Raw genomic sequence first — 18,582 nt, forward strand, 5'->3', positions numbered from 1 at the left:
AGCAGTGGTAAACCTCACACCTACCGAATTAGAACGCTACCGCCGCCAAATCATGCTTCCTGGTTTTGGACAAGAGGCACAGCAGCGACTCAAGTCAACAACCGTGCTAGTTACAGGTGTGGGAGGATTAGGCGGTACAGCAGCCCTTTACTTGGCTGTAGCAGGTGTTGGGCGGCTGATTCTGGTTCGAGGCGGTGAGTTGCGGCTGGATGACATGAATCGGCAGATTCTCATGAGTGACGATTGGGTGGGCAAGCCGCGAGTGTTTAAAGCGAAAGAACGGCTGGAAGATATCAACCCAGATGTGGAAGTAGAAGCAATATTTGATTACATTACACCAGATAATGTAGATTTCTTAGTTCAATCCGCCGATGTGGCGCTTGACTGCGCCCATAACTTTGTTGAGCGCGACTTATTGAATGCAGCTTGTGTGCGTTGGCGTAAACCAATGGTAGAAGCTGCAATGGATGGGATGGAGGCTTATCTAACGACAATTATCCCTGGCGTTACGCCTTGCTTATCTTGCCTATTTCCCGAAAAACCAGAATGGGATCGGCGCGGCTTTGGAGTGCTGGGTGCGGTTTCTGGAACCCTGGCCTGTTTGGCGGCGCTAGAGGCAATTAAGCTGCTCGCTGGATTTAGTCAGCCACTCTTATCGCAACTATTGACGATGGATTTAAACCAGTTGGCATTTGCCAAACGTCGTTCTTACCGCGATCGCAATTGTCCAGTTTGCAGCACTCATTCTTCCCACTATCCTACCTCCCTACAGTTAGGCCACGTTGCCCATAGTCACTGCTGAGTACTGAGGTAAGAGTCATTGGTTATTCTCCCCTACTCCCTCTACTCTTTCAAGGGTAGGGGTTTAAAAATCAGGCAGTAGAGAGAGTGATTTGAGACACATGAAGTTGTGGAGGGGAAGTGGGCCAAGGCTCAGGAAAAAAACTACCTTGAGGTAATGGCAGGCGATTGAGAACAGCGGCCTTAATGACTAAAAATCCACGACGAAAACAACTCAAGCAACGATGGAGGACACTATTTTTAAAATTGCGTCGTGCCACATGAGTTGGTGGTAAGTCATCTAAACTACTAATCGGTAGATTGGCATCAACTTCTCCACCAACGCTGACTTGCCACAGAGTAGCAACAGCCATCGCTAACCAATGTCTCTCAGCGCGTCTGGGGTGAGTAATCTTGGTGCAATGCCAACAAAAACCGCCGCGTTTACCATCTTTAAAAAGACACTCAATCCAACAGCGCATAGAATACCAGCAAGCATCCGCAACGTCAGGTGGTAAATCGGTGAGAATCAACCAGGGGTCAGTGTAACCCGCGTCATGGCGAGCTAATAAAGTACATTTGAGAGAGTTAGTCTTGAAACAGGTAACTAAGCCAGAGAAAAACTGACCAACTTCAGGAACAAGAGTATTTAAAGCTTGCCAAGACTCAACCCCAAGTGGAGTGAACTGTCCAATTTGATTAATCCGCATAAATGGATGCCAACCCAGGGATTGAATTTTTTGATATAGCCAGTCGGCATCAAGTCCGCGGTCTGTGGTCACAATCACAAACCAATCTGCTGGTACAGTTTCACTGATGTCGTTAAATAGTTTTTGCCAGTGCGGTTTCCAACTCCCTGGTTTGGTTGCTTCGACTATCTTCCAGGCGATAGGAATTCCACAACCCCTGTAGACAACACTAATTGCTAACACCGTAAATCTATCGCTCAATGTTGTGGCATCCGCAGCTAATACCAGACGTTTTTCCCCTGCTGGCCACAGGCTCAGAATCCATGACAACAATGGGCTAAAACACAATGTCACGTCCAGTGTTGCCCTGCCAGTTTTTGCTTTTGTTTTATCTTCCCCGTCTCTTAACCATTCTCTGAGTTGCTGACGGACTGTATTTTCCTTTTTTCCCAATAGCTCTGCTAAGAATACTGATACTGTTGTCAGTCCGCAAGATTGGGTCATCACTATCCCAAAACTCCACATTGCTAGTATCAATGCTTGCGACTTAGACAGATGCGGCATCTTTTCTATGACTTTCCTCGTCCATTGCCTTAATTCCTCGCTTTTTCCTAAAAGCATTTTCCCCCACACCCTGACATTCTTCACCGCATCTGACTTGCATATTTTTGCGGTCTGACAACAGTTGTGTATTTTACCTGCTTTTCTCCCTCTTTCTTAAACCCCTACCCTTGAAAGCTCCCTCTACTCCCAGCCTAAGTTACTACCTTTGAACCTACTTAAGTATATTTTATGACTCTCACATTAACAGAAGCAGCAGAATTCCGGCTTCGCACCTTTCTTCTAGCCTCTAGCAAAGATGAAAATACTGCTCAACGAGGTATCCGTATTGCCGTTGAGGATGGCGGTTGCAATGGCTATCAATATTCTATAAAAGTTATCAACGCCCCGCACACAAATGACATAGCGATACAACAAGGCAAGTTACAAATCTACATTGACTCACAAAGCGCCCCATTACTAGAAGGAGTTGTTGTCGATTTCGTCGATGGCTTGCTGGAGAGCGGATTTAAGTTTAGCAATCCCAATGCTACTGATACCTGTGGCTGTGGGAAATCATTTCAAGCAGGCAATTGTACTCCTGCTGGTATGCCGTATAGCTGATACCCTCAATCCCGATTCCCTTTGGAGGATATGACGATGACAACTTATCAAGTTCATTTAATTAATAAGAAGCGGTTGCTCGATATCACCATCCCGGTTGATGAAAACACCACAATTCTAGATGCGGCAGAAGACCAAGGACTTGATTTACCCTTTTCCTGTCAATCTGGTTCTTGCTCTAGTTGCGTCGGCAAAGTGGTTGAAGGTGAAGTCGATCAGTCAGAACAGGTATTTCTAGATGAGGAGCAGGTTGCTAAAGGGTTTGTTCTCCTCTGTATCGCCTATCCCCGCTCTGACTGCACGATTCGCACTCATCAGGAAGCCTATCTAGTCTAGAGGTGGCGTTCGAGATGTTTACAGCAGAAAAATTCACTGTTTTTGGTTCTTCACTTAGTTTGCTCAAACCTGGTGAACAAGGTGTAATCACTAAAGTTGAGAGTACAGACGAAACTATAGTACAGAAACTCAAAGCAATGGGAGTTGTACGTGGAACAGCAGTTGTCCGAAAGCAGCGATCGCCTGTCTACACTTTCGTACAGAGAGGCGATCGCTTGATTCTTTGCCAAAAAACCGCTAGTGCTATTTATGTGCGTCTGGCTTGAGGATATTTGTTCATACTGTTACCAAATTCTTCCTACAAATCCAAATTTGGTAACTTTTGTCTTTGAAATCACCCAGAATTCAACAATTATCATTGGGAAATCGAGGAAAATTAAGATATGGCAACACTCATTGGTTTAACCTTTGGGGGTAAATTCTGGACACCTCAATTTGTTCAAGAACTTAACCAAGACAAATGCATTGGCTGTGGTAGATGCTTTAAGGCGTGCGGTCGAGATGTGTTAATACTACAAGCACTAAATGAAGATGGAGAGTTTGTGGAAGATGAGGAAAATGAGGAAATCGAGCGTAAAGTCATGTGTATTATTTATCCAGAATACTGTATTGGTTGTCAGGCTTGCGCTAGGGTTTGTCCCAAAAATTGCTACACCCATAGCCCACTCGAACAAAATTAGTTTTAGATCATCAACTTAAAAAAGAATGCTGTAAAACGCAACATTAGCAATAGATTTTTCCGAAAAATTAACTTAGGAAAAGAAAAATGGTAAAAAGTTTAATTGAGTGTCTACCATTTTTCAAGGATGGTGGCAACCCGTTAACAATCAAGTGTTAACAATCATTCAGTTTCATTTTTATCAATTCCTAGTGTCTTAAAGCTATGTGTTAACTGTTGCCAAAGTCTATCAATTTCTTCATAGCACGTGAGTGGAGAATATTTTTCGTCAGTTTGCTGATTGCAGATGTAACTAACCCGTTGAGAAAACTCTTGAAGATTGGCATTAAATACAAGGTTTTGGGGTGTGAATTTACCCAGGTATTGATGAGGCTGATAGAGAAAATTGTTTTTGTTTATCTGATTGTAGTCATCCATAATTTTTTTACTACCTTAACAAAATGGAATTGCTAAAAATCGTGGAGAAGGCAGTAGGTTGAAATTTAGATGAGGCTTCTCTACGAGACGCTCCGCGAACAACCTCATCTAATTCCAATCCACCAAAATCTCTGATTTGGTGGATGACCTAAACCCTCTCTTGTAAAACTTAAACTTTTGATTTAATATACCATATAATATATAACTATGCAGTTATATAACTTATTCTTCAGTCAAGTAGGTAATTTTCGGTTTGTTGGGCTGACTGAATCCTTACGTGCCTTAACTCAAGTCGATCTAATTAATGCCTAGCACTTTTCGCAATAGCATCTGGTCTTCTAACTTAGCTTGAAAACGCCCATTCTCAATATCACGAATCCAACTCTGACTTTTACCCGTTAGCTGTGCCAAGTCTCTTTGGCTCAACCCTAGTCTTTTTCTTGCCTCAAGAATATATTCAATAGAGAGAGCTATTTGCGGTTTTAACTTTGTTTTGCAGTTAGTAGTTCGCTGCTTCTTCTGAGATTTCGCTAGTTGTTTTTTCCACTCTGGTGGCATTTCAAAATATAAGATGCGGGCATTCATTAATCGATTCCACTTGCCACGAGGAGCCACATCAGTTAATCGGGTATCATTACTACCATCATCGATCCAGAATTCTAACGCTGCCTCTGCATCTTCTGGAATATCAACCAACTTACACCACAAAGGTTGAATTTCTAATGGATAGGTAACTGGATCGAATATGGGTTTGAGTCCATACTGATTCAGTACCTCTAAATCACTTTCAAATATTCTTAGCAAACGTTGGCGATTCTCCGGTTCTAAAGATACTTGGTTAAGTTTTCGCTCGCCGTAAGCAACTTTCATGAGAGTGGGGATCGTAATGCGCTGTTCTTTACCTATTTTGGTTTTAAATAATAACCACAGGATCATCCGAACTGCTCCCTCATGCTGCTGCCAAATGCTCATTACCACACTCAGTAAGGCTTTAGGTAAAGTACCGTACTGATAAAAAGCAGTACGCTCCTTGCAACCTTGTCGATTTAGAAAATACTGCGCCCACTCACCAGCTTTAATTTTGAAAGTTAACCCAACCAGATGTTTGCATCCCAGTTCGTCTTCTTGAAAGTCGTGCTGAATGTCCAATAAATGCCATAAACGACTTTTTTCGAGGCAGATTCCCTTAATCTTTCCTTGTGGGGGCAAATTAATGGAGGCTATAAGTTTGCAGGGTTGTTGAGCAAGTTCTTTAATTAGAGCCAGCTTAATAGATTTGCTCAAGTCTTTGCGCTTGTCCAGTCCCAGATATTCTTCAATTTGTCGGTCGTTAATGATGAATTCTTCTTGCCAAGGCTGATCTAAATTAGTGACATGAGCAGCGTAGATCAAGTGCATACACGCAGACCTAATATCAAATGTCTTGATCGCAGATAAAGCCTTTGCGCCTTTAAGTGTGGCTGGCGACTCTAAATTGATGCTGTCCGTAACTCGGAAGGCGATCGCACCCTTCCCTCCATTAATTTGCCGTTGATAATACAAATCTCCTTCAGCATCAATTTCCCAGAGAAGAGATTGTCGCTGTGCTAAAACATTGCATAATTCCCAAATTACGATCGCGGAAGCAAAAGGATGGCTTTTGCCGTCGGAAAAAAGCTCTGGACTAGGAACAGTTCTAACTTCAACCTTCTTGTATCTACCCTTTTTTGCTTGATAAGGTACTGGAGAGTTGACAGGACAAGAAATTACACACTGCGGCGCAAGCTCGCCTGTACAGTTATTACACAAAGTAGGATCAATCCAGTATTCACCTTCTATAACTTTGATCGCACTTGTAGGACACTGAGGAAGGCAATTGTCACACTGAATACAGCGCTTAGTAATGGCGTAGGGCATAAAGAGTGATTTTTAGGTTAAAATGCTAACCAAAGGTATATATAGCTGCTACTCTGTCAACCGAGAATAAACCCGTTCGCTGTTCGGCAAAGCCGTTCCCGTAGGGTAAGCGTTCCCGTACCCCTAAGGAGAAGCAAGCTACGTGCAGCCTCTCTTCTCAGAGCCTAAATCCTCCAAATTATCATTAGTAATTTTTAAATCAGTAAATCATTAGGTTTTTGTTCATTTTGAACAATTAAATTAATCTTCATATTTACGAAAAAGTTATTATACAGAGTGTCTTACTCTAGAATTTAGCAAGAAAGGCAGAGGGCAGGAGGCAGAAGGCAGAAGGAATACTGTCCTCTGCCTTCTGCTACGACCAAAGGGAGCAAGGGTTTAAGCCCCACTCCAAATCTCTGATTTGTTTGGTGTCTTGCAAGACGCTCCTGCGTCGCTAACGCTGCGCTAGTCAGTGTCGGTCTGTTCGCGCAGCGTCTCGTAGAGAAGCCTACACTGTATTGCAACCTTCTGCCTATTGCCTTCTTGACTTACTAATTTTCCACAGAATGTAGCGATCGCTGCTGATACCATTTCACAAAATTATTGATACAAATCACTTCCTCTGCTTCCCCTGCTTCCCCTACTTGCCAAAGCGATAGGATATTTTTTTAGTTGGAAGTCCCTAACTGTAGCGAAGCCCTTGGAGGACAGCGCACTGGAATTTTAGTAACTTCGTAAATTTGTTTAGCTAGCACAGTTAGTACCTCAGGACTGACACATCTGAGATTTTGACAAACATAACTACTGGATTCTGTGACGTTATTACCCCTAGCATCCAACTGACGAACCAAGACACGGGGACGAGAAGGAGTGTTGAGTTGAATTTCATCAGGTTTAAGATGTTGTAATAGTTGGATATAATCTCTTACTATGTCTGGTTTCCAAGGAGATAAGACCATCGTTTGAATAGTTAGAAACCCCTGGTATTCTTGCCGAAATTGCTCGATTCCTGCCACTATATCGGGTAAATCAATTGTTGCTACAGGTTGGTTAACTCGCCGTAGTTGATTTGATGAAATAGCATCCAGTTTCACAGCCACAATGTCTGCCAGTTTCAAAGCACTGCGTACTGTGCCATCGCCTAGTAAAGTACTATTGGTCAAAACTATAGCTGGTCGTTTTGTGAATGTTTTAACAGCAGCAAGGATTTCTGCTAAATTCAGCGCTAAGGTTGGCTCACCACTACCGCTAAGTGTGACTGCATCCACATCTTCCCACGACGTAATTGCTTGTAAGTCACGGAAGATTTGGTCTGTAGGTACAAAAATCTGCCGCTGACTTATATGCTTTTGAATTTTTCCCAATTGGCAGTAGACACAGTTAAACGAGCAGGTAGATACCATACCAATAGGGTCAATACCCAGCGAACTCCCAAATCGCCAAGATTTGACAGGACCATAGACAGAAGAAAACTGTGAATCTGGCAGAGATTGTATTGCATTCATATTTGTTTCACTACGTAGAGTCTGTTGCTATCTTGCCTAATAGCTAACGAACCGTCCCCCGTAAAGCCTCAGTATCAATGGGTTTGATCAGGTAAACTAACAGCAGATTCCAAACAATAGCTGTAATCAAAGGTAGTTTGCGAATTAACTTGACAACTTTCAGCGCAGAACTGCCCTCAATCTCTGCAATTTTCAAGTTGTAACTTGCACAGCGTTGCAGACGTGGGAAAAACTTGGGATGTTCGGTATTCAACATCACCGGAAAAGCCCGTCCCGCAGTCTCATTGGTGTTGCGGACAACTTGGAGATCGAATTCTGTGGCATCAAGTCCCAGTGATTTGTAGAACCCGGAACGTTCATGAACTGTCAAGGTGTGGGTAGCAAATACCGAGAGTAAGAAAAAGCGACTCCACAGCCTAGATTTCCAGGTGTTCCATAGTTGCGGTTGAGAACGCAATAACGCCTTGAATATATCTCCGTGACGGTTTTCGTCCTGACACCAACTCTCAAAGTACCGGAAAATCGGGTAAAACTCGTTTTCTGGGTGCTTTTCTAGATGTCTGAAAATAATAATGTAACGCCAGTAGCCGATTTTTTCTGATAGGTAAACGGTGTAAAGTACCCACTCAATAGGGAAAAACGTATAGGTGCGGGTTTTAGTAACAGTGGCTAAATCTAGGGAGACTTTAAAATCACCCATTGCTTTGTTGAGAAATCCGGCGTGGCGGGCTTCATCACGCGCCATCAGTTGAAAGATTTCCGCCAGCACTGGACTGCGATTTTTTAGTTTGCGGGATAATTCCTTGAATAACAAGAACCCGGAAAACTCAGAAATGCAGGAACGTTCCAAATATTCTATAAACGCCTGCCTTGCTTCACCGTCAACGTGTTCCCAAGACTGCTCAAACGCTTCATCACGAACAAAATGGTGGCGGTTGTAGTCTGCCCGCATTTCTGCTAACATCGCCTGCAACTGAGTTTCCTGGGCAGACAAATCCAGGTTGGCTGCGGTTTCAAAATCTGTAGTATAAAACCGAGGGGTGAGTACAGTTTCTTTGCTAGGGGTTTTAATTTCTGGCTTGGGTAGGGTATTAACCATGAGTGGTGCGGTAATCAAATAAATAGCTTTATAGTTATAAACTTATGATAGGGGTGATTATTTGGCTAGACCTCTTTACAATCCTTTAGTAAAGCAGAAAAGCGAAAATATAAACGGAAAGCCTTTGAGGACTTGGGTTTAAATAATTTATTAAGTTTTGAAACTTCTTTGATTTAGTTCAACTATATAGCTATAAAGTTATTTAGTAGTAGTTACCCTGACTCAAAGTTTCAGAGGTTTTAACATGGGTCGTCATTCCGAGAATTCTCTGCAAGAATCTAGAAATCACACAACATTGCTGGCATCAGCTACCAACACAATACCCCAGGATTCACGGGTGCGATCGCAGCAATTCATGCAGAACTTACAGGATGAGATTTGCACAGCCTTAGAGCAACTCGATGGAGAAGCACGCTTTCAACAAGACCACTGGGAGCGAGTAGAAGGCGGAGAAGGACGTACTCGCGTGATTCGAGAAGGGCGCGTATTTGAACAGGGTGGTGTGAACTTTTCGGCAGTTTGGGGAAATAGCCTACCTCCGGCAATTTTGGCTCAACGTCCAGAAGCTGCCGGACATGAGTTTTTTGCCACAGGAACTTCAATGGTGTTGCATCCCCGTAATCCCTACGTGCCAACAGTACATCTCAACTACCGTTACTTTGAGGCAGGCCCGATTTGGTGGTTTGGTGGTGGGGCTGATTTAACGCCATATTACCCTTTTGCAGAAGATGCAGTTCACTTTCATCAGACGCTCAAAAATGCCTGTGATGTCCACCATCCAGAATATTATCCAGCCTTTAAACGCTGGTGTGATGAATACTTCTACTTAAAACATCGCCAAGAACAGCGAGGAATTGGCGGCATTTTCTTTGACTATCAGGATGCTAGTGGCCAGCTTTATGTTGGTTCTCAAACAGATAGTCCAGCAGCACTCTACAGTCAGCAAGTAGGAACGGTATCTCGTAACTGGGAAGATATATTTGCCTTTGTTCAGTCTTGCGGTCAAGCATTTATACCCGCCTACTTGCCCATTGTCGAACGACGGCAGGAAATAGAATATGGCGATCACCAACGCCAGTTTCAACTGTACCGTCGGGGTCGTTACGCAGAGTTTAATTTGGTATATGACCGGGGGACGGTTTTCGGTCTGCAAACCAATGGGAGAACTGAATCTATATTGATGTCTCTACCACCTCTTGCACGCTGGGAATATTGCTACGAGCCAGAACCAGGCACACCCGAAGCACAGCTTACGGAAATATTTCTCCAGCCTCATGATTGGACGAATGTAATTTTTGTCCAAAAATAACAACATTTTTATCAATAAGGGTTTCACAATGAGCAGCCATTTAGATGTTCGCTTACTAAACATTCGCACACAATGGCAGAAAACACCGCGTTTATGAAATGCTTTCTCAAAGGTGTAGTGGAAAAGAGCTTTTTTCGGAAATTGTTGGCGGATCTGTACTTTGTCTACAGGGCTTTGGAAGAAGAATTACAGCGCTATCAGCATCACCCGGTTGTTGGGATGATGTACTTTCCTGAACTGCATCGTCAGGCTAATTTAGAGAAAGATTTAGCCTTTTATTACGGTGAAAATTGGCGATCGGAGATTGTTCCCTCTCCGGCTAGTCAGGTATATGTTGATCGTATTCGTGTGGTTGCCAACACCGAACCAGAGTTGTTGATTGCTCATGCTTATACTCGCTATATGGGAGATTTATCGGGTGGGCAAGCATTGAGAAAGATTGCGCGATCGGCAATGGATTTACCAAGCGATCGGGGTACTGCAATGCATGAATTTGAACAAATTTCTACCCCAGAAGCTAGACGAGAATTTAAAGAGCAATATCGTCTAGCATTAAGTCTTCTACCTCTAGAAGAAGCAATGATTCAAAAGATTGTGGATGAGGCTAACTATGCCTTTACTCTGAATAGAAATGTAATTCATGAACTGGAAACAGATGTGAAGGCTATTATTGGCGAGTATGTCTTTGATTTGATTAGTCGTCAAGATCGCATTGGTAGTACAGAGCATACTCCTGAAATTGCTACGGCAGAGATAATCGCACCGGAGTATAGTCTTTAGTCCTGAGAAGAAAGGAGACAAGGAAGACCAGGGATAAATTCTTTCTTGTCTTTTCCTTTCACAATGCATCTTAAAAAATTCTGATTGCCAAAAATTGATGCTTAGAGTTTCTGCAAAATCTCAAATTAGAAATTGTAATTGTATAAGATGAATGTTTTGCCACAGACTGTCCAATTTGATGCCGATTTACTAAGAAAATATGATCAGCCTTTACCACGGTACACTAGCTATCCACCAGCTACAGAGTTAGCAGAATATTTTCAACAAGTAGATTTTAGAACTGCGATCGCGACCGGGAATTACAAAAAAACGCCATTATCACTTTATTGTCATATTCCCTTTTGTGAAAGCCCTTGCTATTTCTGTGGTTGTAATACCATCATCAGCCAACGCAAAGCAATTGCGGAATCTTATTTAGACTCCTTAACTCGGAATATCCGGCAAGTGGGGACTTTAATTGCTAGCGATCGCACCGTTGGACAATTACACTTAGGCGGAGGTACTCCCAACTATTTATCCCTCAGTCAAGTTGAGACTCTGTGGAATACCCTTTGCAATCATTTCCAGTTTGATGATGACGCGGAAATCTCCATTGAAGTGAATCCGCGATCGCTCGATCGAGAATATCTGTTTTTCTTGAAAGAACTAGGATTCAACCGGATCAGTTTTGGCATTCAAGACTTTAATTCCCAAGTACAGCAAGCAGTCAACCGGGTTCAACCGGAAAGAATGCTGTTTCAAGTAATGGACTGGATTCGAGATGCTGGATTTACAAGCGTCAACGTTGACTTGATCTATGGGTTGCCGTATCAAACCCTAGAGACTTTCAGAAGTACTGTCCACAAGACAATTCAACTTAATCCCGATCGGATTGCTGTTTTTAACTTTGCTTATGTGCCTTGGTTAAAACCGATTCAGCGGCGAATTCCCCAAGAGGCATTACCGCCAGGTTCCGAAAAACTCAAAATTTTGCAAATGACAATAGAGGAATTAACTACTTATGGCTATGTTTTCATTGGTATGGATCATTTCGCTAAACCGAATGATGAGTTGGCGAGCGCTCAACGTCATGGAAAACTGCATCGTAACTTTCAAGGATATACCACTAAAGCAGAGTCCGATTTATTTGGATTTGGGATGACTTCAATTAGTATGCTGCATGATGTATATGTGCAGAATCATAAAAGTTTAAAAAGTTACTATCGGGCTATCAATTGTAGTGAATTGCCAATTGAAAGAGGAGTCAAATTAGATCGGGATGACATTATTCGCCGCACACTAATTATGGAATTAATGTGTCAATTTGAACTTTCATCAGATGATATTGAAGAAAAATACCATTTGGGCTTTGATTATAATTTTACCGAGTATTTTTCACAAGAGCAATTTCAACTACAACAGATGGAAACTGATGGCTTGATTAAACTTTCTCCCAATCATATCGAAGTCACCCCGGTTGGGCGATTAATCATTCGCAATATTGCTGCTGTATTTGATCGGTATCTTCGCGATCGCGAAATGAGTGGTTTTTCTAAAGCTATTTGAAAACTACTTCAGGATTGTTTTATTCAATCTGTTGGTGAACAGTAAAAAATTAATAGCTGATAAGTATTTTGTGTTTGTTGAGGAAATATTTAGTGAGATTCAAATCGTTAGAAACTTTGCCAGAGAAGCCTCTGCGTCTCGATTGGGTCGCAGTGGCGTTTTTTAGTTCTGTTCATGCAGTTGCATTGCTAACTCCTTGGTTTTTCTCTTGGAGTGCATTGGGCGTAGCTGTATTTCTGCACTGGCTATTTGGCAGTATTGGAGTTTGTTTAGGCTATCATCGATTGCTGAGTCATCGCAGCTTTAAAGTACCTCGGTGGTTAGAGTATGCGATCGCTATTTTGGGTGCATTATCTTTACAAGGAGGGCCTATTTTCTGGGTGGCTGGACATCGTTTGCATCATGCTCATACTGAAGACGAATATAAAGATCCCTACTCTGCCCGCAGAGGTTTTTGGTGGAGTCATATCCTGTGGATTTTTTATCCCCGTCCAGAATTCTTTGAATATGAGCGCTATCAGCGGTTTGCTCCTGATTTAGCGCGAGATCCCTTTTACCGTTGGCTCAATCGCTACTTTCTACTACTGCAAATTCCAGTTGGATTGTTGCTTTATGCACTTGGCGGTTGGTCATTCCTTATCTATGGTCTATTTTTCAGATATGTGATTCTCTGGCATACGACTTGGTTGATCAACTCAGTCACTCATATGTGGGGATACCGCACTTTTGACAGCAATGATAATTCTCGTAATCTTTGGTGGGCAGCTATTCTCACCTATGGCGAAGGGTGGCACAATAATCACCATGCCTATCCTCATGTAGCGAAATGTGGTTGGCGCTGGTGGGAAATCGATATGACTTGGTGGGCAATTGGATTGTTGAAAACAGTCGGTTTGGCAAAAGATGTCAACCTGCCACCCAACCGGGTGATAAAAGCTGGAGATTTGTAGATTTTGTCGCAACCTGTAGGTATGCAAAGCTTGCAGTTGAAGCTGTAGTTCTGGCTACTCCTACTGTTGCTAGCTAGTTGTTTGTTTTTGTTCCTCAACTCCACAATATCAGCGCTCTCTAAACAGAGAGCGCTTTTCTCTTTTACAAGTTAAGGACAAAGCATCATGCAATCCGTGCAGGAGTCGTGAAAAATAGCGATCCTGTGATTTTTGAATTATGTGAATTAGTTTGCGATCGCATTGGCAATCAAATACAAAAACGGGCCAAAGAATTTGAACATATTAAACCCTTTAGCACCCTCTCAAAATAACTGTTTCCTCAGTTAAGAAAAGCAAAAGTTTCAATAATTTTGCAACTGAAATATATATTGTTTTGTCATGGATGTCAAGAGTTAAAATTCTAAAAAACCTGGCTGGACTTTTGACTCTTGAGACCCTCTACAAAACAATATGGAAGTATTTTTATTGTAAAGATATTATTAATTATCGTATTTTAACTTGAACTCAACTTTTTCTTTAGTTATATTATCATTATTTGGTAAAGCTTTTTCATACCAGTACATAAAGATAATTTATTTAATTAAGATTTTATATTTTGTAATATTGCAATGCTCTCCAATGATGTATCAGGTTATGAAACTGATTTCAAGCAAATCCTTCATCAAATTAGGATGCTGGCTGTACAAATTCACCAGTCCCTTGAATTGAGTGAAATTCTCAACATTATTGTCGCCGAAGTCAGAAAAACCTTAGAAAGCGATCGCGTTGTTATCTATCGCTTCTTGCCTGATGGAGATGGAGTCATAGCTGAAGAGTCTGTCAGTGGTGCATGGAAACCGATTTTAGGGCAATTAATTTATGACCCTTGCTTCAATACCACATGGGTAGAGCGATATCAAGAGGGACAGATTAATATCATTGAAGACATTGATACTAAACAGCTTGATCCTTGTTACAAAAAATTATTAATGGGTTTGCAGATTCGAGCTAATTTAGTAGTACCTATTTTAATAAATAGTCAGAAAAATAATGGAATTTCTAGTACATATCCTCATCTGTGGGGCTTACTAATTGCTCATCAATGCAGTAGTCCACGTCAGTGGAGTTCTTTAGAGACTGAGTATCTCCAACTGGTAGCAGCAGAACTAGGAATTGCTCTTGGGCAAATAAAATGGCATCAGCGATTGGCTACGCCCTGCCAATCGCTAAGTACAACGCAAGTTGCCAATCAGATTGATCGAGAAACATTGAGATCAATTGAAGCGCTATGTCATACCACTTTGATGATCTCGCTTTACACAATGGATGGTTTACCGTTGATGCAAAACCCCGCAGCCCTCCGCTGTTATGGGGGTAGCTTGCACGCTAACTCATCAACCGAAAATACTTTTCTGTCCCACTTTGTTGACAAGAATGTTGGGCAACAAGCTATCGAGGTGATTAATTTAGGTGAAATGTTCAGCATTGAAACCCAGGTGTTTACAAATCAGGGGATTCGGTGGCATTGTATTGACACACAATGTACCCGCGATCCTGTAACGGGTAACTCCACGATCCTCGTCAACGAAAAGGATATTACCAAGCAACAAGCTGTACTGCAAGAACGCCAGCGTGCAGAGTCAGAATTGCTCTGGCGGGAAGCTTTGCTGCGTTCCATGACTGACACTTCTTTGCTAGGATTCTTTGTTGTTGACAATGGCACCGACGAAATCCTCTATTTCAATCACCGCTTCTGTGAAATATGGGGCATTGAACATCTAGAAGCCCAGATGCGGCTGGGTGCTTTAAAAAACAATGACATAATTCCCGACTGTATACCTTCAATTGCCGATGTGCCAGCATTTGCCCAATCGTGTAAACCATTGCAGTCTCAAGAAAATCGTTGCACAATTGAGGATGAAATCTTATTTGTCGATGGACGAACGATCCGCCGCTTTTCCAGCCAAATTCGGGATACTCAGGATCGATACTTTGGCAGACTATACATTTTTGAAGACATCACAGAGCGTAAACAAATCGAAGCTGCACTCAAAGCCAGTGAAGAAAGATGGCAGTATGCCTTGGAAGGAAATGGCGATGGAGTTTGGGACTGGAATGTTCAAACTAACGAAGTCTTTTTCTCCCGCCGATGGAAAGAAATGTTAGGGTTTGCAGAACATGAGATTGGTAACATACTCAGTGAATGGGATCAACGGGTTCACTCCGATGATAAACCACGGGTTTACGAGGAAATTAACAAGCATTTTCGCGGTGAAACTCAACAGTATGTCAGTGAACATCGTGTTAGGTGCAAAGATGGAACCTACAAGTGGATTCTAGATCGGGGGCAAATTTTTAGTCGCGCAGACAATGGTCTTCCCCTACGGATGTTAGGAACCCATACTGATATTACTGAACGCAAGCGTATGGAAGAAGCGCTGCGATCAAGTGAACAACGCTATCGTTCTGTAATTACAGCGATGGCAGAAGGTATTGTCCTACAGAAAGCTGATGGACGCATTACTGCCTGTAACGAGAGTGCCGAAAGAATTTTAGGGTTAACAGCTGACCAAATGATGGGGCGAAGTTCCATTGATCCGCAATGGAAACCCATTCACGAAGATGGTACTTCTTTCCCAGGCGAAACCCATCCCGCTATTGTCACCTTACACACAGGACAACCTCAATTTAACGTCGTTATGGGAGTTCACAAACCTGATAGTAGCCTGTCATGGATTTCCATTAATTCTCAACCACTGTTTAAACCAGATGAATCACAACCTTATGCTGTAGTGGCATCATTTACAGATATCACAGTCCGCAAACAAGCAGAACTCGCGCTGCGACAACAAGCAGAACGGGAACGGATGATTTCCGCGATCGCTCAACACATGCACCAATCCTTGGATTTAGATGAAATATTGAACACAACTGTTGCCGAAGTCAGACAATTTCTACAAACCGATCGCGTCATTATCTACCGTTTTAACCGTGATTGGAGCGGTCTAGTTGTTACGGAGTCTGTGACAGAAGGTTGGCAATCGCTCCTTAATATTGAAATTACAGACAGCTATATTGTAGAAAAGCAAGGACAGTTTTATCAACAAACTACGCTCAAAGCTACTTCAGACATTTATACCGCAGGACTTGTCCCTTGTCATATAGAATTACTGGAACAGTTGCAAGTCAGAGCTAAATTAGTTGTACCGATTTTACAAGGCGATGGGCTTTGGGGACTGTTAATTGCTCATCATTGTAGTGCCCCACGTGAGTGGCAACCTTGGGAGGAAGAACTGCTTCAGCAATTGGCAACACAGGTGGCGATCGCTATTCAGCAATCAGAACTTTATCAACAATTGCAGTTAGCCAACCAGCAGCTAGAAAATATGGCGATGGTAGATCAATTAACTCAAATTGCCAATCGCCGATGTTTTGATATTAGGCTTGATTGTATCTGGCAACATCTTTTACGAGAAGAAGGTTGTCTATCATTACTTCTATGTGATATTGATTATTTCAAACAATATAACGATACTTACGGTCATACCGCTGGAGATGATTGTTTGCGCCTTGTTGCCCAAGCTTTCAAACAACTAGTTAAACGTGCTACAGATTTAGCTGCTCGTTATGGCGGAGAAGAGTTTGTTCTCATCTTGCCTAATACTACTAGTGATGGGGCTTTTTACGTTGCCCAAGAAATCCATAAAGCTCTAGAACAGCTAAATATTCCCCATGTTGCATCGGCTGTAAAAGAGCATGTCACCTTGAGTATCGGAATTGCAACGATAATTCCTACGCCTGATATGGTTCCTTCAGAACTGATTGAGGCAGCAGATCAGGCTCTTTATCAAGCCAAAGCACAAGGGCGTAATCGTTCTTGTATAAATAGACTGTCTTAGGGAGTGACCAACCACTATTCCTCTTCTGAGAAACGTGCCTTTAATGGAGCAATGCAAAACTAACTTTAACCATCCCGATCCCACTTACCAATGTATCATTCTTGACATAAAACGATCAAAAACCAGCACTTAAAAGATCATCAAAATCAAAAGCTAGATATTGTGAGAAAACCCTTGACCTTATAGAACCCATTTGACATCTTATGAGGTTTTGAATTAAGGTACTCCTCAGCATCAAAAATCCAATACTAATGGCGTATTCCAGCAACCTCACTGATGCAGAATGGGAAATTTTTGAACCCTTATTGCAAGAGATATTACCGACTAAGAAGCAGACTCGACCGACCAACTGGCCAAAGCGAGATATCTTCAATGGAATTCTCTATCAACTAAAAAATGGATGCAATTGGCAAGACTTACCTAAAGACTTCCCGCCTTATTCCACCGTATATTGGCACTACAAACAGTGGCGAGCAGCAGGGGTATTTGAGGAACTGATGAGTGTATTACATGGACAAGTCCGTGAACAGGTAAAAAAAAAACCGCACTGGACGACGTTGATCATCATTGACTCCCAAGCAGTGAAAAATACCTGCAATGCCAGTGTGGAGTCGAAAGGTTTTTGTTTCTACAAAGCCACCAACGGTATTAAAAGGCATTTGGCTATTGACACCCTTGGGTTTCCCTTCTTTACGCACTGTACTCGCGCCAATGTCTCGGATGATGCCGGATTAAAAGAGAAGTTTACTCTCAACATCGACTACTTCAAGTCAAAACCTATCGATATTCCCAAGATCACTATCCTGCTAGATCATGGGTATCACCCAGAATACTTGACTCAGGAGTTAGAGCAGATTTACCCAAAGATCATGACCAAAATTCAGTTTCAACTTTCTACGAAACCCTCAAAACAAGAGAAAGCGGCACAAGGAAAATCTGGATTTGTTCCGGCAATAGCCAGATGGGTAATTGAACGCTCCAATGCTTGGATGGAGCGCTGTAAAATTCTGGTTAAGAACTTTGAACGAACCCTCGTTAGTGCCACTGCTAAACTCAATCTCTGTTTCATCAGGCTAATGATTAAGAGGCTTGCAGCACCTTCTTAGATGTCAAATGGGTTCTATACATGGGTATAGAGTTTATATTTAAGTTGCCCTAAATTATGAGTGCGCCATTATGTTCAAAACCGTTACCAATACCCTAGCCATTGGTTCTATGGCTGAGTCTGAAGCCTTGCAAGAAATTGCTCAAAAAGGCTACAAGACTGTTATTGATTTGTGTCCTGCGGCTGAAGGAAATCAGCTTGATGCGTCAATGGTGAAAGAACAGGCTTTGGAATATGTGAGTGTTCCCGTTTCACCCAAAAACTTGACCGTCGAAACACTAGAAGCCTTTAAACAAGCGGTGAAAGCATCCTCTCAACCGATTTATACTCGCTGTGCCTCTGGATTAAGGGCGGGGGTATTTACATTATTGGTATTGGCAGAACAAGAAGGCTGGACAGAGGCGCAATATCTTGAACAATTTCAGACTTTGGGAATTGAAAAGAAGCCAAACTCAGTAAATCGCAAAG

At 42.3% G+C, this 18,582-nt stretch carries 18 protein-coding genes; 13 read left to right on the forward strand and 5 right to left on the reverse strand.

The window, feature by feature from the left end:
- Positions 1–4: 4 nt before the first annotated feature.
- Positions 5–802: a HesA/MoeB/ThiF family protein gene (locus tag RRG12_RS35170; RefSeq protein ID WP_420762410.1), complete on the forward strand. Its 798-nt coding sequence runs from the start codon at positions 5–7 to the stop codon at positions 800–802.
- A gap of 70 nt (positions 803–872) precedes the next feature.
- Here the strand turns inward: RRG12_RS35170 and RRG12_RS35175 are convergent, their stop codons facing one another.
- Positions 873–2,090: a transposase gene (locus RRG12_RS35175; RefSeq protein ID WP_420762411.1), complete on the reverse strand. Its 1,218-nt coding sequence runs from the start codon at positions 2,088–2,090 to the stop codon at positions 873–875.
- 171 nt (positions 2,091–2,261) lie between these two features.
- Between RRG12_RS35175 and RRG12_RS35180 the strand changes: the two genes are divergently transcribed.
- From RRG12_RS35180 to fdxB, 4 genes are all read left to right on the forward strand, one after another.
- Complete coding sequence (locus tag RRG12_RS35180; RefSeq protein WP_420762412.1) at positions 2,262–2,633, forward strand: iron-sulfur cluster assembly accessory protein; 372 nt, start codon at positions 2,262–2,264, stop codon at positions 2,631–2,633.
- Between the two features lie 36 nt (positions 2,634–2,669).
- Complete coding sequence (locus RRG12_RS35185; RefSeq protein ID WP_420762413.1) at positions 2,670–2,969, forward strand: 2Fe-2S iron-sulfur cluster-binding protein; 300 nt, start codon at positions 2,670–2,672, stop codon at positions 2,967–2,969.
- Between the two features lie 14 nt (positions 2,970–2,983).
- Positions 2,984–3,235, forward strand: a complete 252-nt coding sequence (locus tag RRG12_RS35190) for a FeoA family protein (protein ID WP_420762414.1) — start codon at positions 2,984–2,986, stop codon at positions 3,233–3,235.
- A gap of 117 nt (positions 3,236–3,352) precedes the next feature.
- Entirely contained in the window at positions 3,353–3,649 is a 297-nt protein-coding gene (fdxB, locus tag RRG12_RS35195; protein WP_420762415.1) for a ferredoxin III, nif-specific, read from the forward strand.
- A 161-nt stretch (positions 3,650–3,810) separates the two neighbouring features.
- Here the strand turns inward: fdxB and RRG12_RS35200 are convergent, their stop codons facing one another.
- The 4 genes from RRG12_RS35200 to acsF form a co-directional block, all read right to left on the reverse strand.
- A complete protein-coding gene (locus RRG12_RS35200; protein ID WP_420762416.1) occupies positions 3,811–4,065 on the reverse strand; it encodes a DUF7219 family protein in 255 nt (84 codons plus the stop codon).
- A 297-nt stretch (positions 4,066–4,362) separates the two neighbouring features.
- On the reverse strand, positions 4,363–5,961 hold the full coding sequence (locus RRG12_RS35205) for a helix-turn-helix domain-containing protein (protein ID WP_420762417.1): 1,599 nt from the start codon (positions 5,959–5,961) through the stop codon (positions 4,363–4,365).
- A gap of 650 nt (positions 5,962–6,611) precedes the next feature.
- Complete coding sequence (locus RRG12_RS35210; protein WP_420762418.1) at positions 6,612–7,448, reverse strand: radical SAM protein; 837 nt, start codon at positions 7,446–7,448, stop codon at positions 6,612–6,614.
- 43 nt (positions 7,449–7,491) lie between these two features.
- A complete protein-coding gene (gene acsF, locus RRG12_RS35215) occupies positions 7,492–8,547 on the reverse strand; it encodes a magnesium-protoporphyrin IX monomethyl ester (oxidative) cyclase (RefSeq protein WP_420762419.1) in 1,056 nt (351 codons plus the stop codon).
- A gap of 244 nt (positions 8,548–8,791) precedes the next feature.
- Here acsF and hemF point away from each other — a divergent pair, with 244 nt between their 5' ends.
- The 8 genes from hemF to RRG12_RS35255 form a co-directional block, all read left to right on the forward strand.
- Positions 8,792–9,856, forward strand: coding sequence for an oxygen-dependent coproporphyrinogen oxidase (gene hemF / locus RRG12_RS35220; RefSeq protein ID WP_420762420.1), 1,065 nt, complete (start codon positions 8,792–8,794; stop codon positions 9,854–9,856).
- 72 nt (positions 9,857–9,928) lie between these two features.
- Positions 9,929–10,636 carry a heme oxygenase (biliverdin-producing) gene (locus tag RRG12_RS35225; protein WP_420762421.1) on the forward strand — a complete coding sequence of 236 codons (708 nt, stop codon included), beginning with the start codon at positions 9,929–9,931 and terminating at the stop codon, positions 10,634–10,636.
- Positions 10,637–10,783: 147 nt separating this feature from the next.
- The gene (hemN, locus tag RRG12_RS35230; protein WP_420762422.1) at positions 10,784–12,181 is read left to right on the forward strand and encodes an oxygen-independent coproporphyrinogen III oxidase; all 1,398 of its coding nucleotides are present in this window, start codon (positions 10,784–10,786) and stop codon (positions 12,179–12,181) included.
- Positions 12,182–12,273: 92 nt separating this feature from the next.
- Positions 12,274–13,131, forward strand: a complete 858-nt coding sequence (locus RRG12_RS35235; protein WP_420762423.1) for an acyl-CoA desaturase — start codon at positions 12,274–12,276, stop codon at positions 13,129–13,131.
- Between the two features lie 185 nt (positions 13,132–13,316).
- Complete coding sequence (locus RRG12_RS35240) at positions 13,317–13,442, forward strand: hypothetical protein (protein ID WP_420762424.1); 126 nt, start codon at positions 13,317–13,319, stop codon at positions 13,440–13,442.
- 297 nt (positions 13,443–13,739) lie between these two features.
- Positions 13,740–17,009, forward strand: a complete 3,270-nt coding sequence (locus RRG12_RS35245) for a diguanylate cyclase domain-containing protein (protein WP_420762425.1) — start codon at positions 13,740–13,742, stop codon at positions 17,007–17,009.
- Between the two features lie 251 nt (positions 17,010–17,260).
- Complete coding sequence (locus tag RRG12_RS35250; RefSeq protein ID WP_420762426.1) at positions 17,261–18,115, forward strand: IS5 family transposase; 855 nt, start codon at positions 17,261–17,263, stop codon at positions 18,113–18,115.
- Between the two features lie 70 nt (positions 18,116–18,185).
- On the forward strand, positions 18,186–18,582 hold a 397-nt coding region (locus RRG12_RS35255; protein ID WP_420762427.1), incomplete at its 3' end, for a beta-lactamase hydrolase domain-containing protein.

It is taken from the genome of Nostoc sp. CALU 546 (genome assembly GCF_048836525.1).

Excerpts from the sequence above, each read along its gene's own strand:
- RRG12_RS35210 (WP_420762418.1), bottom strand. The coding sequence starts at position 7,448 with ATGAATGCAATACAATCTCTGCCAGATTCACAGTTTTCTTCTGTCTAT.
- RRG12_RS35190 (WP_420762414.1), top strand. The coding sequence starts at position 2,984 with ATGTTTACAGCAGAAAAATTCACTGTTTTTGGTTCTTCACTTAGTTTG.
- RRG12_RS35185 (WP_420762413.1), top strand. The coding sequence starts at position 2,670 with ATGACAACTTATCAAGTTCATTTAATTAATAAGAAGCGGTTGCTCGAT.
- RRG12_RS35245 (WP_420762425.1), top strand. The coding sequence starts at position 13,740 with ATGCTCTCCAATGATGTATCAGGTTATGAAACTGATTTCAAGCAAATC.
- RRG12_RS35175 (WP_420762411.1), bottom strand. The coding sequence starts at position 2,090 with ATGCTTTTAGGAAAAAGCGAGGAATTAAGGCAATGGACGAGGAAAGTC.
- hemN (WP_420762422.1), top strand. The coding sequence starts at position 10,784 with ATGAATGTTTTGCCACAGACTGTCCAATTTGATGCCGATTTACTAAGA.
- acsF (WP_420762419.1), bottom strand. The coding sequence starts at position 8,547 with ATGGTTAATACCCTACCCAAGCCAGAAATTAAAACCCCTAGCAAAGAA.
- RRG12_RS35180 (WP_420762412.1), top strand. The coding sequence starts at position 2,262 with ATGACTCTCACATTAACAGAAGCAGCAGAATTCCGGCTTCGCACCTTT.
- RRG12_RS35250 (WP_420762426.1), top strand. The coding sequence starts at position 17,261 with ATGGCGTATTCCAGCAACCTCACTGATGCAGAATGGGAAATTTTTGAA.
- fdxB (WP_420762415.1), top strand. The coding sequence starts at position 3,353 with ATGGCAACACTCATTGGTTTAACCTTTGGGGGTAAATTCTGGACACCT.
- RRG12_RS35205 (WP_420762417.1), bottom strand. The coding sequence starts at position 5,961 with ATGCCCTACGCCATTACTAAGCGCTGTATTCAGTGTGACAATTGCCTT.
- hemF (WP_420762420.1), top strand. The coding sequence starts at position 8,792 with ATGGGTCGTCATTCCGAGAATTCTCTGCAAGAATCTAGAAATCACACA.
- RRG12_RS35225 (WP_420762421.1), top strand. The coding sequence starts at position 9,929 with ATGGCAGAAAACACCGCGTTTATGAAATGCTTTCTCAAAGGTGTAGTG.
- RRG12_RS35200 (WP_420762416.1), bottom strand. The coding sequence starts at position 4,065 with ATGGATGACTACAATCAGATAAACAAAAACAATTTTCTCTATCAGCCT.